Annotated in this window: 11 protein-coding genes and 2 pseudogenes; 9 read left to right on the top strand and 4 right to left on the bottom strand. The window is 36.4% G+C overall.

The features are described 5' to 3' along the window. The first annotated feature begins 247 nt into the window (after window positions 1-247). Complete coding sequence (locus D5R40_RS16620; protein WP_240041605.1) at window positions 248-1,420, top strand: RNA-guided endonuclease InsQ/TnpB family protein; 1,173 nt, start codon at window positions 248-250, stop codon at window positions 1,418-1,420. A gap of 229 nt (window positions 1,421-1,649) precedes the next feature. Continuing rightward, complete coding sequence (locus tag D5R40_RS16615; RefSeq protein WP_124144278.1) at window positions 1,650-3,038, top strand: DNA cytosine methyltransferase; 1,389 nt, start codon at window positions 1,650-1,652, stop codon at window positions 3,036-3,038. A gap of 163 nt (window positions 3,039-3,201) precedes the next feature. On the opposite strand, the pseudogene D5R40_RS16605 reads toward D5R40_RS16615, so the two are convergent. After that, window positions 3,202-3,963 (bottom strand): annotated as a pseudogene (locus D5R40_RS16605) (TdeIII family type II restriction endonuclease). Between the two features lie 307 nt (window positions 3,964-4,270). Between D5R40_RS16605 and D5R40_RS16600 the strand changes: the two are divergent. From D5R40_RS16600 to D5R40_RS42670, 5 genes are all read left to right on the top strand, one after another. Further along, a complete protein-coding gene (locus D5R40_RS16600; RefSeq protein WP_124144280.1) occupies window positions 4,271-4,771 on the top strand; it encodes a DUF4365 domain-containing protein in 501 nt (166 codons plus the stop codon). Further along, window positions 4,768-5,958, top strand: coding sequence for a hypothetical protein (locus D5R40_RS16595; RefSeq protein WP_124144281.1), 1,191 nt, complete (start codon window positions 4,768-4,770; stop codon window positions 5,956-5,958). Before D5R40_RS16600 ends, D5R40_RS16595 begins: the two co-directional genes overlap by 4 nt. A 148-nt stretch (window positions 5,959-6,106) precedes the next feature. Next, the gene (locus tag D5R40_RS16590; RefSeq protein ID WP_124144282.1) at window positions 6,107-6,562 is read left to right on the top strand and encodes a M67 family metallopeptidase; all 456 of its coding nucleotides are present in this window, start codon (window positions 6,107-6,109) and stop codon (window positions 6,560-6,562) included. A 258-nt stretch (window positions 6,563-6,820) separates the two neighbouring features. After that, entirely contained in the window at window positions 6,821-7,993 is a 1,173-nt protein-coding gene (gene moeB / locus D5R40_RS16585) for a molybdopterin-synthase adenylyltransferase MoeB (protein ID WP_124144283.1), read from the top strand. 1,143 nt (window positions 7,994-9,136) lie between these two features. Then, the gene (locus D5R40_RS42670; protein ID WP_124144289.1) at window positions 9,137-9,259 is read left to right on the top strand and encodes an HNH endonuclease; all 123 of its coding nucleotides are present in this window, start codon (window positions 9,137-9,139) and stop codon (window positions 9,257-9,259) included. A 332-nt stretch (window positions 9,260-9,591) separates the two neighbouring features. Here D5R40_RS42670 and gnd read toward each other — a convergent pair whose 3' ends face one another. Both gnd and D5R40_RS41145 read right to left on the bottom strand, forming a co-directional pair. Then, window positions 9,592-11,013 (bottom strand): decarboxylating NADP(+)-dependent phosphogluconate dehydrogenase, encoded by a 1,422-nt coding sequence (gene gnd, locus D5R40_RS16570; protein ID WP_124144284.1) that lies wholly within the window; start codon window positions 11,011-11,013, stop codon window positions 9,592-9,594. A 1,419-nt stretch (window positions 11,014-12,432) separates the two neighbouring features. Further along, window positions 12,433-12,558: a hypothetical protein gene (locus D5R40_RS41145; RefSeq protein WP_275670326.1), complete on the bottom strand. Its 126-nt coding sequence runs from the start codon at window positions 12,556-12,558 to the stop codon at window positions 12,433-12,435. A gap of 17 nt (window positions 12,559-12,575) precedes the next feature. Between D5R40_RS41145 and D5R40_RS16565 the strand changes: the two genes are divergently transcribed. Then, entirely contained in the window at window positions 12,576-13,010 is a 435-nt protein-coding gene (locus D5R40_RS16565) for a hypothetical protein (protein WP_124144285.1), read from the top strand. 671 nt (window positions 13,011-13,681) lie between these two features. Then, window positions 13,682-17,371 carry a peptidase gene (locus tag D5R40_RS16560; protein ID WP_124154928.1) on the top strand — a complete coding sequence of 1,230 codons (3,690 nt, stop codon included), beginning with the start codon at window positions 13,682-13,684 and terminating at the stop codon, window positions 17,369-17,371. Window positions 17,372-17,380: 9 nt separating this feature from the next. On the opposite strand, the pseudogene D5R40_RS16555 reads toward D5R40_RS16560, so the two are convergent. Beyond that, window positions 17,381-17,878, bottom strand: a pseudogene (locus D5R40_RS16555) (class I SAM-dependent methyltransferase); the annotation flags it as partial. Window positions 17,879-18,205: the final 327 nt, after the last annotated feature.

Below are 18,205 nucleotides of genomic sequence, written 5' to 3'. Positions count from 1 at the left end.
TTCAACCAGGGGATAAATCCGCCTGGCTAACTTCCTCCCGATATCCATTAGGTTTGGCAATACTTGATTTTTCAGTATTGACTTAATAATCGTAATCTTAGTGGAAAATTTTACGAAAGATGGACGAGAGCTTGAAAGCCACGTCTTTTTAAAGCGTGGATGAAAAACGAACGGGGGATTTTAATCGCCTTAAAAATTTTTCATTTTCTCTTCTTTAATGTTATCCTATTAAAGGAGGTAATCAAAGATGTATGGATGTCAGCAAGAGTTAATTAAAATTCCCGAAACTATCCCGTTTTTAGAATACTTATGTACCACAGCAAATAAACTTATTAATTGTGGGATTTATTTGGCTAGGCAGTGGTATTTTAAGTTAGGTAAGATTCCGGGCAAATACAACTTAGAAAAGAAGTTAAAGTCCAATAGTAATTATCAGTTTTTGTATTCTCAAGCAGCACAACAAACTCTTAGAGGTGTAGCAGAAGCATTTAAGTCTTATCAAGCACTTTCTCAGAAGTATCTCAAAGGAGAATTAACTGATAAACCCCAACTACCAAAATATCACAAAAAGGGAGGTATGGGAGTAATAAATTATCCTAAACAAGCTTTAAAGCTGGAAAATGGTCAAGTTAAAGTACCTCTGGGAAGAAAGGTTAAAGCAGCATTTAAAGTTGATAGTTTTCTCTTAAATTTTCCAAGTAATCTTGAGTTTAAAGAAATCAGAGAAATTAGAATTTTACCTCGTAACTGCTGTTTTTATGTAGAATGGGTTTATGAGTTAAAAGCCGATCAACCTCAGCTAGATCAAGCCAAAGTTATAGGCATAGACCACGGAATTGATAATTGGTTAAGTTGTGTCTCTAATGTAGGGACAAGTTTTATTTTTGATGGTAAACACCTGAAGTCAAAAAATCAATGGTACAACAAGCAAATAGCTACAATTAAAGATAATAAACCCCAATATTTTTGGTCAAATAAATTAGCCTGCATAACTGAAAAACGCAATATACAGATGCGTGATGCTGTTAACAAAGCAGCAAGATTGGTGATTAATCATTGCCTTAAACATGGAATTGGTCGAATAGTTTTTGGTTGGAATAAACGACAAAAAGATAGTATTAATATCGGTGCAAAAAACAACCAAAAGTTTGTACAAATCCCCACAGCTAAACTCAAAGAACGAATTATTCAGTTATGCGAATTATACGGCATAGAGTTTATTGAAACTGAAGAATCGTATACCTCGCAAGCTAGCTTTTTAGATGATGACCTCTTGCCAAAATACGGTGAAAAACCCAGAAGTTGGAAGCCATCAGGCAAGCGAATTAAGCGATGCAGCGCGGTCTTGGGGGTTTCCCCCATGAGCGACTGCATCAAGACAACGAGGACTCTATCAAACTCAAAACGGTTTGTTAGTTAATGCCGATTGTAATGGGGCAGCTAATATCCTCAAAAAAGTAGCGGCAACTTTAAGGTTTTCCCTTAAAGAAGTCAGTAGAGGCAGTTTGATAATGCCTTTAAGAATCCAGTTTTGGATTGCTTAAGAATCCCCTGTGCATAAGCCTGGGGAATATCAAAATTATTCAAAATCTCAACTGAAGATAATTGCTTATGATGCTAATCCTAGTAATAATCATAAAAATTGATTCATGTCTGGTCAGATTATTCATTCCTCAAAACAATTAAGCTTTTTTAATATTGATAAACCTATTAATTTACAAATGCATGAACATCGGTTCACTTTTATAGATTTATTTGCTGGCATTGGCGGATTTAGAATTCCTCTAGAAGAATTAGGAGGAAAATGTTTAGGATATTCAGAAATTGACTCTGATGCGATGAAGGTTTATCAGCAAAACTTTCTGAATGGATATATCAATAATGATGAAAAATATCTGGGAGATATTACTAAAATTTCTAAGCTGCCTTGGCAGATAAATTTGATAGTTGGTGGAGTTCCTTGTCAACCTTGGTCTGTAGCTGGAAAGTTAAGAGGCTTTGACGATCGTAGAGGAAAACTTTGGTTTGATACGATTAGAGTTGTGGAGGAAAATCAACCTGAAGCTTTTATTTTTGAAAATGTTCGAGGGTTAATTAGTCCGGTTAATCAAAAGTCATTTGAATTAATTATTCAGCAGTTTGAAAAGATTGGTTATCGTGTCTATTACAAGTTACTTAATTCTGCTGATTTTGGATTGCCTCAAAATAGAGAACGAGTTTTTATTGTCGGGATTAGGAAAGATTTAGATATAGATTGTTTCGATTTTCCTGAACCATTGAATATTCAAACTAAACTGTTTCAAGTTATTGATGGTCTGGAGGCTAATTTTGATATTCAAAAGGCAAAATTGTCACCAGATGTTTTGTTTAATGGTAGTATTCCAGTCTCTAGAAATAAATTTCAGAAAAATGATGAGTTGAATGATTTTTTTGTTTTTTGTGATACGAGAAATGGTCATACAACTATTCATTCTTGGGATATTATTCAGACAACTAAAAGGGAAAAGTTGATTTGTGGAACTATTCTCAAAAATAGACGCAAAAAAAAGTATGGTAAAAAAGATGGTAATCCTTTATCTTTTGCAGATTTATCTGAATTAATAGATAATTTGCAAATTCAAGAATTGAACAGATTGGTTGAGAAGAAAATTATTCGTTATGTTGCGGAACAGGGTTATGAATTTGTCAACTCTAAAAATTCATCAGGAATTAATGGCATATATAGAATATTTTTGCCTCATTCAGAGATTGTGCCTACCCTAACTGCTACAGGTACAAAAGATTGTATAGCTACGGTTTCTATTAATGGGGAAACTCCAGAGGAGTATAAGTCTTTATTTATCAAGGAAATTTATCAGAAGAAAAAGTATAGGTATATAACTGCAAAAGACTGTGCTAAGTTACAAGGTTTTCCTAGTTGGTTTAGACTGCATAGTAAGGAGAATATTGCTAAGAAACAATTCGGCAATGCTGTATCTATTCCAGTTGTTTATTATTTAGCTAAGTCTTTACTGGAGTTGCTAGGTTTTGTTAATTAGATTAACTTCATAATGATAAATATAAAAGCTTACCGAAAAATCAAGGTATAAAGCCTCTCACTCGCCGTGGAGAAACAAAAAAATTTTTCCTTTTATTCAATCCAATCCGTTTTAGGGAGAGGTAATTATCAATTATCAATTATCAATTATTGAAACCCCTCTTTTACCTAGATTTTGACTTAATCCATTGGTCAATCTTTGATTTCATCTCAACTCCAACTTCTCTAAAAATGTTTAATAAGTCTTCATATACCTCTTCCCCTGCACATTCATTCCAAAAATTTTCTTGAATTAATAGCTCATTTTTTACATCACATTCATTAGCAGTCCATCGAGCATAGGGGCGAGGATGATAAGGATTGTAGGGAATAGCAATATAAGTTTTGATCTTTGCTTGTTTCTATTGACTAAACCTTAATCCACACCAACGGAGCATTTTTCTTCTTAATGCACCAAATTCTTTTTTGTTAGGTTTTGCAGTAGTTATATCAATGTATAGCTCTTCATTTGTATTTGGTTTATAAATAAAAATATCTAGACGAGAATCTTTATCTTGCCTTGGTTTTGCCTCTTTAATAGATTGCTTGATTTTTTCAATTTCTCGTACTTTATCAGGAGGGGTATTACTCTGACATAATTCATTAATCATATTTTCTGTTTGAGCATCTATCTCACCTAATAAATCATATTGAGTTTGCGCTTCATAGCCAGCATTTTCAGCTAATATTTTAGCAATAGGTTCATATACAGACATACCAAATGATGTATAAAAAGAATGTAATATTGAAGTTTGTATAATTACTGCTTCACCAAATAATGCTTCAAAAAATGGCTTATAGTCAGTTTCACCCCAGTATCTATTTAACTTTGTCTCAATCACATTTTGTACTAAATCTTTAATTTTGATTTTAGTTAAATATTCCATTATTAATGAATCTGCTAAATTTACCGGGTAATTAATAATTAATAATTATTAATTAAATAATTGAGGTTAAAAGCCTCCCCTTTCAAGGGGAAAAAAATAAATTTTTTCCTTAGAACATCAATCCTCTCCCTTTTAGGGAGAGGTAATTATCAATTATCAATTAATGAATCACACTTATAGCCTTTTCCTTATTAACACAAATGCCCCTAATACCCACATACAAAAATAAAATATTGACATTATCAGGATATAATTTGATGGGAGATAAAAAATAAGGAAGCAAAGAAATAATAGGAGATGTGGTAGAATGCACATTACACAGCAACAAGAGCAATTTAGTAATGCTTATTTGAGAGCAGTTGCAACGGTTGCTGGATATAGTCTATCTAAACCAGATGTAGATGATGATAGTATTGATTGGTCAATCCATAAACGAGGAGGTAATGGCACTATTCGCTCTCCTCGTATTGAGTTACAATTAAAGTGTCTTTTAAGAGATAATCCCATAAATTCAGAAGGAATTAAATATGATTTAAAAGTAAAAAACTATAATGAGTTAATTCCAGAGAATGTATTAGTTCCTCGTATTTTAGTAGTGGTAGTAGTTCCTCGCCTTCCTGAGAGTTGGCTCACACAATCTGATGAACAAACTATCTTAAAATATTGTGCTTATTGGATATCTTTGAGAGGAAAACCTCCTACCGATAATAATACAACAGTTAGAGTTAACATTCCACAAAAGAATCGTCTTACTGTTAATAAATTATCACAATTAATGGAAATTGTAGCATCAGGAGATGCGCCATGACCAGAAAAGAAATTATTAGAAATCCTAATTTTCTAAAAGAAATTAATCCCAAATATGTTTCTAGTTATCTAAATTTAAAAGGATGGAATCAGGAAATAAAAATATCTGACAAAGCTTCTATTTGGATTCTACATTCAGAGGAAGATAATGAAGATAACTACTATGAAATTTTACTACCTTTACAGTCTAGTCTTCAAGATTATGCTATTCGGATTAGTGAAGTTTTGCACACCCTATCTATTGTAGAAAATCGCCCCATAATTGAGATTATAAATGAAATCAATAATATTAATTTAGATATTATTAGAATTAGAGTTGACTATCCCGATCTAACAGATAATACTATTCATTTAGATGATGGAATTAGACTTTTTGATTCAACTAAACAATTGATGTATTCTATTTCATCTTCGGTTGTTAATCCTAGACCTTTTTTTCAAGGAGGCAGGTCTAAAAAAGTTACAGACTATATGGAAAGATTACGAATAGGTCAAACTGAACCAGGTAGTTACATTATTAAAATAATATCCCCAGTTTCCGACCCTTTGTCTGATAATTTTGAAAGACAAGTTATCAAAAAACTATTTAATGCTTTAGAGATAACTAATAATTTTCCTGAAAATATAGAGGAGGGGGAACAGCTAGTAGAAATTGTAGAGACAGGAATTAGTTCCAATTTCTGTGATGCAATTTTTAAAATGAGTCAAGGAGTTAGTAAAGAAGGAATTAAATTTAATTTAAGTCGCTCAAAGAATACTGAACTTCCCTCCAATTTTCGCTCTGAAATCAGCATAGATGTTGATGCTTTACCTAAATTAAAAGAGGCAAAAGAAAAACTCAAATCTAAAAAAGTAGTAACTTACTTTCAGGAAAGAGAAAAAGGAAGAAAAAGAAAATTATCTCCACTTTTTCAAGAACCATCTCAGACAGAATCTCTAGAGAAGGTTGAGGGAAAAGTTATCAAACTTGAATGGGGAGAAGAAGATAAAAAAGGACGAGTAACTATCATTACATCCATCCAGCCAAATACAGAAGAGTCAGAAGTAGTAATTGAGTTAAATCGCGCAGACTATAAAAAAGCTTTTCAGGCAAATCTAGACCAAACTCCAATTATTTGTACTGGAAATTTGCTTGAAGATGAAAATCAATTAGTTATTCGTGATGTTCGTACTTTTGTGGTTAGGTAAATATGTATTAATAGGGAGAAATATTAAAACACTTATAATATTTAACAGTTAAGTAAATAGACCACAATTATTAATGTCGCTTATCAAACTTTGAGCATACTTATTATTTTCTGTTTCCTTTTTTTCATTTCCCTACTTATTGAAACAAATGCCCCTAATACTCCCTCCCTCCCACTTCCAAAAAATTTCTACCCACGCCGAAACCTCCTACCCAAATGAATGTTGTGGCTTACTATTAGGTGAGCAAAACCAACAGACAAAAACAGTTATAGAAGTCTGGCCTGCTGAAAATGCCTGGGAAGCAGAAGCAGATGAATATTGGCCGGAACAAAAAGAATTTACAGAAGAAAAAAGATATGCCATATCCTCAGAACTAATGCTCAAAGCAATGAAATCCGCAAGAGAACGCCACCTATCCATCATTGCCATCTATCATTCCCACCCAGACCATCCAGCCATCCCCTCAGAATTTGACCGTACCTACGCCTGGCCAGAATATTCCTACATTATCCTTTCTGTTCAACAAGGTAAAACGATTGACTTTCTTAGTTGGTCTCTTGACGATAATCGTCAATTTCAAACAGAAGAAATTATTAAAAGATAAGCAATAAGATATATAGCGGGTTTAATGTAGGTAATTTTAGGAGTTGTATTATCCCAATATAGGGAAGTAAATCAATTAACTAGGGTGGGCTGCACCCGAAATTATGCTTGTAAATGGGAAGAATCCTAGTTTGAAGCAAGAAATAAACATCAAGACTGGCATTACCAGGTTTGACCTAACTTTGCCGGAATTGTTTAGGTTTTCTACTGTACAAAACCTCACATAATTTATCTAAGAAATTTTTAGACCTAAATTGTCATGTTAAATCCCAATCTGGAACAAATCCAGTTAAATACAGAAGAGTATCAACGTTACTCGCGCCACCTGATTCTACCGGAAGTAGGATTAGATGGTCAAAAACGTCTTAAGGCAGCCAAAGTTCTATGTATAGGCACAGGCGGTCTTGGTTCTCCACTATTGTTATATCTAGCAGCAGCAGGAATTGGAAATATTGGAATTGTAGATTTCGATATTGTCGATCATTCCAATTTACAACGACAGGTTATTCATGGTACTTCCTGGGTGGGTAAGCCAAAAATTGAATCTGCCAAAAATCGGATTCACGAAATTAATCCTCACTGTCAGGTTGACCTTTACGAAACTCGGTTAAGTTCTGAAAATGCCCTCGACATTCTCAAGTCTTATGATGTAGTTGTTGATGGTACTGATAATTTCCCGACTCGTTATTTGGTTAATGATGCTTGTGTGCTTCTGAACAAACCTAATGTCTATGGCTCAATTTTCCGTTTTGAGGGTCAGGCAACTGTCTTTAATTATGAGGGTGGACCTAACTACCGCGACCTTTACCCCGAACCCCCGCCTCCAGGAATGGTACCTTCTTGTGCAGAGGGTGGTGTGTTAGGTATTTTGCCAGGAATGATTGGAGTTATCCAAGCAACGGAAACTATCAAAATTGTTTTGGGTGAAGGTACAACTTTGAGTGGTAGATTGTTACTTTATAATTCTCTAGATATGACTTTCCGGGAATTGAAACTGCGTCCTAATCCAGTACGACCAGTTATTGAAAAGTTGATTGATTATGAACAGTTTTGTGGCATTCCTCAAGCTAAAGCACAGGAGGCAGAAAGTAAGATGGCTATTCCAGAAATGACGGTTCAAGACTTGAAGCAGTTATTAGATAGTGGAGCGGATGATTTTGTCTTAGTTGACGTGCGGAACCCCCACGAATATGAAATTGCCAAAATTCCTGGGTCTGTTTTAGTACCATTGCCAGATATTGAGCAGGGTTCTGGTGTGGAAAAGGTTAAGGAATTAATGAATGGTCATCGTTTAATTGCTCATTGTAAGATGGGTGGGCGATCGGCTAAAGCGTTAGGTATTCTGAAGGAGAATGGTATTGAGGGTACTAATCTCAAAGGTGGAATTACTGCCTGGAGTCAGGAAATAGATTCTTCTGTACCTCAATATTGAGGTAGCACTCAGCACTCAGCTATTAGCAATCAGCTTCTAGTTGCTTGTATAATGGGGGTTTTAATCCCCCGTTAACACGCATCACGGGCTTTTTCGCTCCTCTTGGGGGAGTTTAAACCCTCGAATTTGAGAACTGACAGCTAAATGCTGTTTGCGGAGCATTCCAGAACGGACAAACTGATAGCTAGTTAAGTTTTTTAGCGTGCAATATTTGCACCGTGATTCCGAGATAATTTTAATTATTTCCCCTTTATTGACATCCTCCCAACGGAGTCCCGCACTTAAAATCCTATGCAGATGTCAACTGAATAACCATGTGGGTGAAAGCCAGTATCCAAGAATACTTAAGTCCCACTCTCCAGGTGCGGGAGTAAAAGCATATCCCCTATGGTAGAGAATGGTCATCAATCCATAAAGCGGGGATAAAACGTCAAAAGTATACCTAATCTCGCGGTCAATGCAGACTGAGCAAGTCCGTATGGATAACACAAATGAAGGAACAATAGAACCGTCTACGCTAGTTACTAGCGAAAAGAGATTGATACGCTAGGCGAACCAAAAGGTCACAAATATTAGGAATCAACAGAGTTCTCTTCTAGTTGATAAGCACTTCCTCGCAAAGGCGGATAGTTCCATCCTAAGCGGATAAAACAATGATTATTCGGAACAAAATAACCCTGGTATTTACTCTGTGAGGAGGTCGATACCCACAGTAGTCAACCAAGACGCAAACTCTAGGAAACTAGGTAGTACTGAGGAAAGATTGGGTCAGAAAGCGAACGCCTAGCTGTAATGGTTGGGATACGCTCACAGACTCACGATGTAACGGAAGATAAGCCTGTTAGTAGCAAGTAATGTTATGAACACTGAGTTAACACCGATGTATAAATGGAAGGACATCCCCTGGCGAAAGTTGGAAAGGATGGTCTTTAAGCTACAGAAACGGATTTATTCAAGCGTCTCGTTGTGGCAACGTAGCATTAGTTCACAAACTCCAAAAGTTGCTCGTTAAATCTTGGTCAGCCAAAGCTATTATAAAGCAGGTAAATGTCGTTCAGGATAAAGATACAAAAGAAGCAAAAAGGAATATGCCTCTACTGTGGATTACATTTTCAAGATGGAGACATTATCTAACTTGACCATATCGTCCCTAAGTCATTAGGCGGAAAGGATGAATATAAAAACTGGCAATTACTCCATCGACACTGCCACGATACTAAGACTTTCATTGATAGAAGTTATGGCACAAAATCTGACTGTACATAGTGTCAAGCCCAAACCACTGTTTGATATTCCAAAGAATTATCGTTGGATAGAAGATATGTTGGTGGTGAGGTAGACTTGGCAAGTCCCGTTTCATTGAGGAGCGGAGTGAAGAGAAATTTTCACGCTCCGTTTTGGAGAGCAACGCCTCTGGTGAGGGAGTCGTTGACTTTAATCTATAACTCAGCACTTCTGATACAGAAAATAGGATTATTATCAACACAGGGGGAGAACATCACCTCACACGAAACTGCGATTCGTTTACTTGCGAGTTGAAGAATCCCGCGTTGTCCCGTAAGAGCAACGTCGGGAGTATGTCAAACAGACAGAAAGAATTACTTACTAGGCCACTCAGTGTGGAAGAATTCACCACGAGGTTTATCAGTGCGCTCATAAGTGTGAGCGCCGAAATAATCCCGTTGAGCCTGAGTCAAGTTTTGAGGTAAAGTTGCTCGACGATAACTATCAAAATAATCCAGAGAAGCACTAAAGGCAGGAACAGGTAATCCTAAATTAGCAGCAGTGGCAACAACTTCCCTCCAAGCATCTTGGCGATCGAGAATAGTCTGCTTAAACTCTGGTGCTAACAATAAATTAGGTAGACCAGGATTTTCATCAAAAGCTTTCTTAATTTTATTCAAAAATCCAGCCCGAATAATACAACCACCTTTCCAAATTCGCGCCGACTCACCCAAATTCAGATTGTAATTAAATTCCTTGGATGCGGCAGCCAACAATGCCATACCTTGAGCATAAGAACAAATCTTAGAACAATACAAAGCATCCCGCACTTTGTTAATCATAGCTTGGGCATCGCCTTCATACTTACCAGTCGGACCTGTTAATTCTTTAGAAGCTGCTACACGCTCATCCTTAATACCAGACATAATCCGAGCATTAACAGCAGCGGTAATAGTTGGAACAGCAACACCCAACTCTAAAGCATTAATTACCGTCCATCTACCTGTACCTTTTTGTCCAGCAGAGTCAATAATCATATCAACTAGATGATTGCTAGTTTCAGTATCTTTCTTGGTAAAGATGTCGGCGGTAATTTCAATTAAGAAAGATTCCAACTCAGGAGTTTTATTCCACTCAGCAAAAATTTCATGGAGTTGTTCGTTACTAATACCAACAGCATTTTTGAGTAAGTCATAAGCTTCAGCAATTAACTGCATATCGCCGTACTCAATGCCGTTGTGTACCATTTTTACATAATGACCAGCACCACCAGGACCGATGTAAGTGACACAAGGACCATCATCAACTTGAGCTGCTATTTTAGTTAAAATTGCTTCTAACTCTTTGTAGGAAGCCTCTGTACCGCCTGGCATTAAACTAGGTCCCCATAAAGCTCCTTCTTCACCACCACTAACTCCCATCCCCATGAAACCTAGTCCGGTGGATTCTAAATCTTTAGTGCGACGTTCTGTGTCTTCGTAGAGGGAGTTACCACCGTCGATAATCATATCATCTTTGTCTAGGAGAGGTTTTAGTTGTTCGATGACTTTATCAACTGGTCCTCCTGCTTTTACCATAACTAGGATTCTGCGGGGTCTTTCTAGAGATTGGACAAAATCTTCTAGAGTGTAAGCAGCATGGACGTTTTTACCTTGTGCCCGCTCTGCCATAAATTTCTCGGTTTTATCGCTACTGCGATTGTATACGGAGATGGGAAATCCATTGCGTTCTACGTTGAGAGCTAGGTTTTCTCCCATTACAGCTAGACCGATAACACCAAATTTTTGCTGTCCCATAATCTTTTGACTTCCCTGAGTTTCTCTACTAAATTTTAAGTACAGTTTTTAGATTACAGGTGTTTTTTTTTGACTTTTTCTAGTAAAGGTTTTTTTTAAGATTTCAAGTATAGGTTGATACAAAAAAAACGTATTTAATACAAATTAATAATTCTGTATCAATCAATTCAGTGTTATAGATAATTTGCTTCAATAGTTTAAAGTTTAACTAAACGTAAAATTATAATCTATATTATTATCAGGGAATGATTTTTTTTTATTTTGTCTTAATTATAAAGTGAAGTTCATAATTACTATATTTAGAAGGCTCCCAATATTATCTTTGATTTACTGTAGAATAAACTGTGCATAATATATGACTCTATAACCACCCGTAATTATATAAGAAATTAATAATTTTTCTAGCACACTAAAGGAGAGAAACTTAGTAACGCTAGCAGTATATTTGGGAAATAAATCAATAAAATATTGTTCATAATTGATGATAAATTAAAAGTAAATCAAAATCATAATTTGTACAAAGTGTTAAATTAAATGAAGCTAAGTAATCAATTAATTATAAACATTTATCTAAACTATTAGATAGATGGAGAATAAAAGTATCAAGTGTAATAAATTAAAAAAGCTTTGTGTTGTACTAGAACAAAGATGTTAATTTTCTTTGGGCAAAAAAGATAAACTATTAAGGAAGGCAAGCTACCTTTTGGGAAAGGTTCACCGATGGCTGATAGATTACACTAATCAATACAAGAATTGTAGACTGAATCAACTAGGCAAAAAAACAGTAGACCCCGCGACGACTAAAGTATTAAAGGAACCCGCACCAAGAGAGATTATTAAAAACTCAATAAATTCACTGAATAATTAATATTTTTAGGTTTTAAGACTCTCCTTTTAATAAAAAAAATAATTCTTATATTTTTTTAGTCAATCCTCTTTTTTGAAGAAAAGGTAATTATTTAAAAGTTTAGTAGGGTATAAAATTATTAGTAGGGTATAAAATTAAAGGCTATTAACTTTTCCCAGAAAGTATGAAACTACGATTCCTGTTCCCTATGCGAAGCTCCAGTGCTTCCTTTTTAACAGATAATTTTACACAACTGCCCCGAGTGCTATATTTATTTGTATTCAGGGCAGCCAAAAATTAGTATAGTTAGAGTTGTCAGATATGCTGATGGTTATTATTGTTAGTTTTGAGTAAATTGTATAGAAAAAAATCTAATAATTTTGAAATTTAGGAAATTAAACTCTCCTTTCTCATAGCAAATATAGCGATCGCCATTACTGTATTTGACATATCAAAAGCTTAAAACTCAGACAACATCAGATTTTTCCTTCTTCCTTCTGCTATATTAAAAATTTTGCTACATTTAGCTAGCGGTCAAAGTACGCAAACAGCCCTTTGCCCCTACAGTCGGACTAAGGAAATACAGAAGAACTTAATTCCGAAGTAATAATACGTTCTCCATCAATTTGGAGTGAAGCGTGAAAGATGTTTGTTTTGAGAGTCGAATTAAACATAGTATTAGTATTGATAATTGGCATAATTCAAGAGGTAATTTATGGATGAATTAAAGTATCTTGCTAATTGGGTAAAAGAGCAACACGCTCAGGAATATATTTTGACTTGGTTATTGAATCAGCCCGGACTTTGGTGGTCTGATGGAGAAGCGTATCAGGCTGCTTTACAAAAATCTGGAAAATTATTGAGGGAGTATGTTCAAAAAAATCAAAGTGGAGATTTATTTCAAGGAATTGCTGAAAAAATTGTAGATGATGAAAGTTGGAATGAAGTGGCAGAGTCTCTGGCAAAAATTATTTCTGTTTATCAACAGGAGTTAGCAAGATTACAAGATTTTACTCGGCACCAACACAACCAAAATTTTTTAAAAAAAAATCTAAATAGTGATGATTTATCTGTTGAAGACAATGAAGACATGGAAGTACAAGAAGCTTTGCCCGATCCGTTTGCAGATGCTTTAACTGGTCAGGGTTAACAAAGTCAGAAGTCAAAAGTTAACCCACCCCTAACCTCTCCTGGGAGGGGAAGTAGGGAATTTGAGCCTTCCTCCAAACACATTTCGCCTTATACCAATTTCATGAAATATTGCTACAGTGCTTTTGTCTACTGGTCGGAATTTAGAGATTAATACTGTAATGACCTTTTTTGAATTTGGTATTAAAGGGGGGGAGGGTTAACGAAGTCAGAAGTCAGAAGTTAACCCACCCCTAACCCCTCCTGGGAGGGGAAGTAGGGAATTTGAGCCTCCCTCCAACTAATTTCATAAAATATTGCTACAGTGGTTTTCTCTGCTGGTCGGAATTTAGAGATTAATACTGTAACGGCCTTTTTTGAATTTGGTATTAAAAGGCGGGGTTTTATATCATGTCTCTTTAAATAACCACTTCGGACCATATCCGGATAAGAGCGCGATATAACTCTGTTCCGCGCTCCGCGTTAACGCGCGTTGTGCGCCAGCAAACGAAAAAATTTTCTCTTTTTCCTCCTCTTATTTCTTGCTGCCCTCCTGACTCCTGAGGACTGACTCCTCACAACAGTTATGTATAAGTATTCAAACCGAACATGATATAACATAGTTTCTATCCCATAAAACATTCCCTTATAGGAGAACCCCGGAGTTCTACCTATTTTTGTGAAATTAAAACCATGACAGGAAAAGCTTTCGACCAATTCTGGCACCTCATATCAGGTGCATCAACCCTAAACCCAGAAGTTTATAACCAAATTAATAGTTTGCCCCAAGGCATTCAGGTAGCATTAACTGTAGTCTTAATTGCTGGTTTAGCACAAGCGATCGCTCAATGTGTTGTACTATTCATTAACAAGGTTAAACGATTACGCTTTGTTCTCAGTCTGGGAATTTCAGCGATTATATTTGTCTTTAGTTTTGGGTTTTGGGCAATCAGTCTTTGGTTAGTCAGTCACCTCATCTTTAATATCAACTTAGAATTACTGACAGTTATCCGTACTCTGGGGTTGAGTTATGCACCCCAGATGTTAAGCTTTCTCATTGGATTACCATATTTTGGCATTCCTATCAGTGTTCTACTGACTCTGTGGAGTTTACTGGCAGAAATAAGAGCAATACAAGAAATCACACAACTGAATATTTGGGCAGCATTTGCTTGTAATATTTTAGGATGGATTGTACATCAGGTATCACAACGCACCATTGGTCGTCCTATTACTGCTTTTGGTAGATGGCTATTAAATCTTGCTGCTGGAACTGAGTTAGTAACAGATAAACAAGAACTAAAAGAAATTGTCATGGCAGGAAACCAATCTAGTTCCTTCCAGATTAGCACCGACCTATTACCCCAAAAAACAGATAAACAGCAAAAGCAAAAAATTAAACCTATCATCAAATATATAGTTGTAGGAATTATTGCTTTTTCCATCGTTATCCTTTTATCACCCCTATCTCAAAACTTTTTCACCATTTGGTACACTGCCCTGAATGACACCTTTAAACTAACCATTAACTTAATATATATAAGTCTAATTGCACTTTTCTGTTCAATAATTTTCACTCCCCTAGAATCGTTAACCTGGTGGGCAGGATGGTATGAACCACCAACTCTCAGATATTCAGGTAGTTTAGTCGAAGAAGTACCAGACCGCCAAGATGCTTCTATTTATGTCTTATACTTGGATGGCATCAACCAAGGTTCCTACCAATACCTACCCATAGTTGAAAATTTTCTCGATCGCCTAGCTAATGCTACACCACCAGATGTAGTAATTATCAAAGGTATTGGCATCAACCAAGGTTCCTACCAATACCTACCCATAGTTGAAAATTTTCTCGATCGCCTAGCTAATGCTACACCACCAGATGTAGTAATTATCAAAGGTATTATGCCCTACTCTGCCACAAACCGTTCTCTAACAACAGACCGACCTTTAGCATTTTTGTGGAACATCCTTGATTCTATTGCTCAGAGAAATCCTAATAACCCCATCGCTGGTATTATTAATCTTCGTAATGTTGCAGCGGTTGCTGTTGCAGCAGACCCTCGTTACAGTCTGATTCAAAATCAAGGATTAGCACAAGTGTTATTTGATAGTCTCCTCTATTTTGGTTATCCTCTCGGTAGTCAAAAACCGATCGCTCTGATTGGTTACAGTGGAGGCGGTCAAATGTCTATGGGGGCGGTGCCTTTTCTCAAGCAAGCTACAGGGGCACCCATTGAGGCGATTTCTTTGGCGGGGGTAATCAGTGGCAATACTGGAGCAATGGTAGTAGAACGTCTGTATCACCTAGTGGGAGAAAAGGATAGTGTAGAACGATTAGGTCCGATAATGTTTCCTGGAAGATGGCCGATTATGTTCTTATCTAATTGGAATCATGCTAAACGTCGGGGGAAAATTAGTTTTATTTCTCTGGGTCCGGTTGCTCATAACGATGAAATTGGTCCGATGGGAACAGCTATGCTTCCAGATGGTCGTACTCACTTACAGCAAACACTGGATATTATTTCTGGAATTTTAACCAAAAATTGGGTAGCAACAGGGTTAAATCCTGAAGATTTTAGAACTGTTAGTAATTATGAACTCTACAAGCAGTCTTTATGTAATCATCCTAGTTATTATCCTTTAATTCAATCTGTTGATTCGCAACTCTATCAACCTATTAGTAAATGGGTAGGACGTTTAATTTTACCGACTGCTGAGGAAAGGGAGGAGGTTAAAGGTGTATTGTTGGAACTGCTGATGACAGATTCAGAAAATAAACACCGCGTCGGACAGGTTGTGAATTTACGTTGGGGTGATGACTCTCATTTACAAACTTATGTTCAACTTGTTACTACAGATGTTAATTTTGTCGATCGCGTAAGGGTGAGTAAGACAGAGGGAAATATTCATCCAGAGCGGATTGATAATTGGCAAAATGTCGATCCTCTAGAATCTTTAGCAGGTGCTAGACCGGAAGACGATCTGATTGTGGCTTTACCGGAACCTGTAGTAGTTGAGGATACTGGTATAGGTCGCCTCAGTTTATATATTAGTCGCGAACCAATTCAAATTTCTGGTTGTTTTTATGGGTTGGTGAAAATTATCCAGTTTGTAGGAGAAGACTTATTTCGAGTGCGTCACTATAATTCCAACTCTCAGGAATTTGATGGTGTTGAAGAAATTATTTATATTCCTTCTGTCATTGTTGACCGCAATGGTATTTCACCTTCTCAGAACCAAGGTTTAGAAAATTCTCCTGTAAATGGAAAGGGTTGGTATATTTATGGAGCGAAGAATGCTCAGGGTAAATTTGTCGTACAAGCGATCGCTCCTCGTGCTTTATTTTCCCTGAAACCCAAGAAAATAATCTCTGGAAAAAAAGCCACATTAGACTACATCAATTATAAATATTGGCAAAACCAGGTTGCTCCGAAAGGAGACATTGCAAATATTTTGCTCAACCCTACAGAAAAACAACAGAGTGAAATTTCCCAGACTCCGGTTTGGGAAGAAGGCGAACAAGCTCTATTCATGCACGTCTATGGAGGTATTGGTGGCAGAAAACCAGAATTTTCGCCCTTGGGAATATTTTTCGGTCATTTTGCTTTTGGAATAACAAAGGTAGTACGGGAACCTTTAGCAAATGAACTCCAGTTAAATCTAGAATATCGGCAAATCTATACTCATAACTGTGATGGTATTGTTGCTGGTACTATATCTTGGATGAAATATATGGGCGATCGGCAATGGGGATGGTTAGGAACGCGTCCTACTTCAGAAATTATCATTAAGTTTAAACCCATGACCGAAGATTATGATTTTAACGGTATCAAATTTTCTCCACTCAGTTATATAGTGCAAGAACTTGATGTCATGGCAGCTCGTTATCGGACTGGGGATGGTACTGGTGCAACTGCTGTTAGTCCCATAAACTCCTGCGTGCAAGATTCAAGTCAAGCACTGTATACAGCTTTAAACCGGATGGTAGCTCAGTTAAAATTAAATCCTTTAATTATGAAATGGCTCAGAGAACATCCTGATGATGAGCAAACTCAGCGTTTTACACAATTAGTCAATCTAGTGAAAGCTTTGGAAAATCACTTAACACCCTTGGGAAAAGCACGAGCAGACTGGCGTTCGGAAGCAACAACTTTAGGGGGGTTTCCTGTAGAGACTCCTCTAAAAACTTTATGGCAAGTTGTAGGGAGTTGGCGATCGCTCCTACCTCGGTTTACTAACGACCAACTAGCGATGATTTTTCTCCAGTTTGGTGCTTCCTTGTGGGTGTTGCGTACTAATCAAGTAGGTGGTTATGACCCAAATATTGAAGCGATCGTGCCTACTGATTTTGTGTTTTTTGTACCCAGGGTAGGGAAGTGATTTCAGTTATCAGTTATCAGTTATCAGCGAATCCGCCAAGAAATAAATTTCTAGGATCAAAGCAGAAGTCATCTTTAGATGACTAAAGATAGCTAATATAACGTTCCCCCGGAGGGGAACATGATATAATTCATCAAATAATTGCTCAATTAATTTCGATGGGGAGGCAACGTGTTCCAAATTCAAAAATAATCCTCCTGGCTTTAATAATTGGTAAATCTCTTGATATATTTCTTGTTTTCTGATGTCTGGTTGATGATGAATAGAAAATCCTGAGACAACTATATCAAATGGTGCTTTTCGGTGAAGTTTATTTACCCATTCTGGCAAACCATAATCTTGATTGATAAATTCTAAATTCCCTTGATAATTATCGGCAATTTTACTTTTTGCTGCTTCAATCATTGCTTCTGAAAAGTCTAAAAATACTCCTTGAGAATTAGGGTATTGACTGAGAATTGCTTGACCTAAAATACCATCACCACAACCTAAATCTAAAAAGTTATTTACTTGAGGTCTAGTCGCCTAAATAATTCTTAGGATAATTTCAATTTGTTCGGTAGCTAAAGGAACTGCACTTCTTACACCAGAAAGATATTTTTGTGCAAGTTCTGTTGTTTTCCAGACTTGATAGTTTTGACTCATTTTCCAGAATTGATTAAATATAGAGATGTTTTATAGCATTTCTCATAAAAATACATTTACGATCCCCCTAAATCCCCCTTGACAAGGGGGACTTTGAAACCGCCCCCCTTTTTAAGCGGTTCCCCCCTGATTAAGGCAGGGCTAATTCATTGTCGCCAGAGAAAAATATTGAGGAGTACAAGTTTGGCC

The sequence above is a fragment of the Okeania hirsuta genome, assembly GCF_003838195.1.
Taxonomy (GTDB): Bacteria; Cyanobacteriota; Cyanobacteriia; order Cyanobacteriales; family Microcoleaceae; genus Okeania; species Okeania hirsuta.
Note: the sequence above shows the minus strand (reverse complement) of the source record. Positions and strands in the feature narration are given on the sequence as shown.